This window comes from Sphingomonas sp. PP-CE-1G-424 (assembly GCF_004341085.1).
Lineage (GTDB): Bacteria > Pseudomonadota > Alphaproteobacteria > Sphingomonadales > Sphingomonadaceae > Sphingomonas.
In genome coordinates this window covers 1-4294 of sequence record NZ_SLXW01000027.1, presented here as the reverse complement: position 1 = coordinate 4294, position 4294 = coordinate 1, and the positions used below count along the sequence as shown (strand labels likewise).

4 protein-coding genes are annotated in these 4294 nt (G+C 66.7%); all 4 read left to right on the top strand.

Annotation, left to right across the window (positions count from 1 at the left end; genetic code table 11):
* On the top strand, positions 1-1257 hold a 1257-nt coding region (locus tag C8J43_RS21735), incomplete at its 5' end, for a terminase large subunit (protein WP_133032642.1).
* A gap of 2 nt (positions 1258-1259) precedes the next feature.
* Positions 1260-2594 carry a phage portal protein gene (locus tag C8J43_RS21730; protein ID WP_133032641.1) on the top strand — a complete coding sequence of 445 codons (1335 nt, stop codon included), beginning with the start codon at positions 1260-1262 and terminating at the stop codon, positions 2592-2594.
* Complete coding sequence (locus C8J43_RS21725) at positions 2591-3517, top strand: S49 family peptidase (RefSeq protein WP_133032640.1); 927 nt, start codon at positions 2591-2593, stop codon at positions 3515-3517. The genes C8J43_RS21730 and C8J43_RS21725 overlap by 4 nt, the downstream gene beginning before the upstream one ends.
* Positions 3518-3536: 19 nt before the next feature.
* Positions 3537-4294 (top strand): phage major capsid protein (locus C8J43_RS21720; protein WP_133032639.1); only part of this gene is annotated, 758 nt, incomplete at its 3' end.

Here is a 4294-nt window from a genome sequence, read left to right as displayed (position 1 = left end):
CTGGCGGATCTGCTCCACATCCAGGAGCATGTCCGGCTCATCACCAACCGGGACACCAAGGCGACGCTGAAGGTCGTCGCGGCCGACGCGGCGACCGTGTCGGGCAAGAAGGCCAGCCGGGTGCTCGTCGACGAGCTATGGCTCTTCGGCAAGAAGGCGAACGCGGACTCGATGTTGCGCGAGGCGGCCGGTGGTCAGGTGTCGCGTCCGGAGGGCTATACGCTCTACCTGACGACGCAATCCGACGAGCCGCCCGCCGGCGTGTTCAAGGAGAAGCTGGCCTACGCCCGCGACGTCCGCGACGGGAAGGTCGTCGACAAAGAGTTTCTGCCGGTCCTTTACGAATTCCCGGAAGAGATGCTTGCCAATGACGAGCATCTCAACCCGGCGAACTTCTACATCACCAATCCGAACCTCGGCCTATCGGTTAGCCAGCCGTGGCTCGAGGCGCAGTTCCGCAAGATCGAGAACGCCGAGGACGGCACCAAGCAGGTTTTCTACGCCAAGCACCTCAACGTCGAGATCGGCGTCGGGCTGCGGCACGATGCCTGGATCGGTGCGGTGTATTGGGCCCAGGCGAAAGCCGCGGCCGAATTGTGGGACGGTTCGCTCGAGGGTTTCCTCGAGCTGGTCGAGGTCGCCGTCGCCGGCATCGATGGCGGCGGCCTCGACGATCTGTTCGGCCTGGCGCTGCTCGGCCGACTGAAGTCGGATCCGCGCACCTGGCTGATGTGGAACCGCGCATGGGCGCATCTCGATGTGTTCGAGCGGCGCAAGGACATCGTCAGCAAGCTGACCGACTTCATGTCGGAAGGAACGCTGATCAAATGTGCGGAGCCGACGCAGGACCTGGTCGAGGTCGCGGATCTGCTCGAGCGCGTGAAAGACGCCGGGCTGTTTCCGGACGAGGCGGCGATCGGGCTGGATCCGCAAGGCGTTGCCGCCCTGGTCGACGAGCTGTCCGGCCGCGGTTTCACGGCCGACCAGCTGGTCGCGGTACCGCAGGGCTTTCGCCTTACCGGCGCGATCAAGGGCACCGAGCGCAAGCTGAAGGACGGCACCCTGAAGCATGCCGGCCAGCTGCTGATGAACTGGTGCGTCGGTAACGCGAAGGTCGAACCGCGCGGCAGCGCGATCCTGATCACGAAGCAGATGTCGGGCGTGGCGAAGATCGATCCGCTGCTGGCAGGCTTCAACGCCGTGCAGCTGATGACGCGGAACCCGCGCACCAACACGTTCGAATATACGGGGATTTGAGCATGGGAATTCTTGACCGTGCTCGCGCGGCTACTCGCGCCCTTCGTGGCGATCGCGCCAACGACGTCGCCGTATCGGCCGACGAACCTGCCGGCATGCCGATGGGGCCCGCCGCGCCGGCGATCGTCGCATCGGCCGATGGCATGAGCGACACCAGCGGCTACACTTTCATGAATCTGCTCGGCGGTTCGCGGGGCGGTCCGATCGGCGAGCAGGCAGCACTGTCGTCGCCAGCCGTCCTACGCGCCCTCGAGGTGCTGACCGGCCTCTTCGCGATGGCGCCGCTGGTCTATTATCGGTCGGAAGATGGCGGGAAGGTGCGCGTCGACGACGCCCCGCCGGCGATTATGCTCCGGACACGCACGAACGACGTGCAGAACGCCTTCCTGTTCAAGGAGCTGATGCTCGGCGACCTGATCATGACCGGGCGGTTCGCGGGCTATATCCACCGGGATCCGCTTTACCGCGCCAGCAAACTGACCCGCGTGGATCCGCACGGGATCTTGCCGGTCTCGAGCTGGGACAAGGCCGATGGGCTCGAGGTGTTCTACGACACGCACCTGCCGAACGGCACGTTCGAGCGGCTCACCCGCAACGACCTCTGGTATATCCCGGGGTTCTCGCGCGACGGCCTGGTCGGCATCGATCGGCTGAAGCTGCTGCAGGACACGCTGCAGGCGGCCGCGGCGACGTCGGCGTTCGCCGCGCGCTTCTGGGAGAACAACGCACAGCCGTCGACCATCCTGACCTCCAAGTCGAAGATGGAGCAGGTCGACAAGACCAAGCTCAAGAACGACTGGCAGAGCCGCTTCTCCGGACCGAAGAACGCCGGCGCCGTCGCGGTGCTCGACCAGGAGATGGACGCCAAGTTCCTCGCGCATGACAACGCGAAGAGCCAGTATGTCGAGGTCCGCGGCTTCTACGTCGTCGAGATCGCCCGCGCGTTCGGCGTTCCCCCGCATGTTGTCTTCGAGCTGAGCCGCGCGACGTTTTCGAACATCGAGCAGCAAAGCCTCGAGCTGATCCTGTATTCGATGATGGGGCACTTCGAGCGCGTCGCCGCGGCCGCGACGCACCAGTTCGCCGAGCCCGGGCACTTCTTCGAATTCCTGCCCGACGCCCTGCTGAAGGGCGACATCAAGAGCCGGTACGAGGCGTATTCGATCGCGATCGACAAGGGCATCCTCAATCCGGACGAGGTTCGCAGCCTCGAGAACCGGAACAAGCGACCAGGCGGCGAGAAGTACCGCGTCGGGTCGGGTTCGCAGATCGAGGGCGAGCAGCAGCCCGCGCCGGCCGCCTTGCCGGCTCCCGAGAAAGACGAGGATCCAGAATGAACGACCGTATTCTAGCGGCCATCCGGTCCGTTCCATGGGCGATCATGCCCGGCTATCTCGAGGCGATCGAGGCGATGGCCGTGCGGGCGCTCGATCATCCGGCGGTCCAGGCGGTTGCCGACGACGGTCACGTCGAGCGGCATTTCGAGGCGATCGCGCAGATGGGCGAGCGCGCGGCGGGCACGCGATCGGCAGCGATCCGCGATGGTGTCGGCGCGCTGCCGATCTTCGGCCCGATCCTGCCGCGCGCGGCGATGATGAGCCCGTCGGGCGGCGGTGCGGTCGCGCTCGATCTGCTCGCGGCCGACTTCCGCGCCCTTCAGGCCGACACGGCCGTTCGCAAGATCCTGCTGGTCGTCGACAGCCCGGGCGGCGTGACCACCGATATCGCGCAGTTCGCGCGCATGGTCGCGCAGTCGCCGAAGCCGGTTGTCGCGCATGTCACCGGCATGGGCTGCTCGGCCGCATACTGGATCATCAGCCAGGCCAAAGAGGTCTCGATGGACGCGACCGCGATCGTCGGCTCGATCGGCGTGATGATGGGCGGCAGCGTCCAGGAGAACCCCGATCAGGCCGGCCGGCGCGATATCGCGATCGTCAGCAAGAACGCCCCGTTCAAACGGCCTGACCTGACCACCGAGGATGGCCGCGCGGTCGTGCAGAGCACTGTCGATTCGCTCGAGGACGTCTTCATCGCCGCGATCGCGAGCGGCCGCGGTGTCTCCGAAGCAATCGTCCGTAGCGACTTTGGCCAGGGCGGGACGCTTTCCGGCGGTCCGGCCGTGAAGGCCCGCATGGCCGACCGCATCGAAGCGGACGGCCTGGACGGCGCGATCCGCCGCCTTGCGACCCGCAACCCCTCCACCCGGCGCACGACCGCGGAGAACACCCTGAAGCTTGCGCACGCCCGCGCCGGCCTCTGAAACCCCAGGAGACCTACCTATGCGCATCACCGCGCTCAAGACGAGCCTTGCCGGCGTTCTCGCGGCAGCCGAGCTGATCATGACCACCGCGACCGCCGATGGCGACCGCGACCTGTCGGCCGAAGAACAGACCGACTTCGACGCCAAGATGACCGAGGCGGCCGGCCTGCAGACGAAGATCGGCCGCGAAGAGCAGGTCCTCAAGCTGAAGGCGTCGACCGCGGCGCCGATCGTCGTCGGCAGTCCCGCCGGCGGCCCCGGTACGGCACCGGCCGCGCCTGCCGTGGCACTCCCTGCCGGCACAATGTTCACCCGCATCACCATGTCGCTGGCAGCCTGCAACATGGACCAGCGCGCCGCGGCGGCTCATGCCGAGCAGCTGTGGGGCACCGAGACCGGCCAGATCGTGGCGAACCAGGAGCAGTCGACCAACGTGAAGGGCGGCTTCCTGGTCAACACCGCCTACAGCGCCGACTTCATCGATCTGCTGCGTCCGCGGGTGGTGGTTCGCCGCCTCGGCGCGCGCTCGATCCCGATGCCGGATGGCAACCTCAGCATGCGCAAGAAGACGCAGGGCACGACCGCGGGCTATGTCGGTGAACGCCAGCCGGCGCCGACGACCGACGTGCAGGTCGGCATGATGTCGATGTCGGCAAAGACGCTGCGCGCGCTCGTGCCGATCACGAACCAGCTGATCCGCCGCGCCTCGATCGGCGTGGTGCAGATGGTCCGCGACGATCTGCTCGAGGGCGTGGCGGTCAAGGAAGACGCCGTGTT

Coding starts and splice junctions, on each gene's coding strand:
- C8J43_RS21725 (WP_133032640.1), top strand. CDS start 2,591: ATGAACGACCGTATTCTAGCGGCCATCCGGTCCGTTCCATGGGCGATC.
- C8J43_RS21730 (WP_133032641.1), top strand. CDS start 1,260: ATGGGAATTCTTGACCGTGCTCGCGCGGCTACTCGCGCCCTTCGTGGC.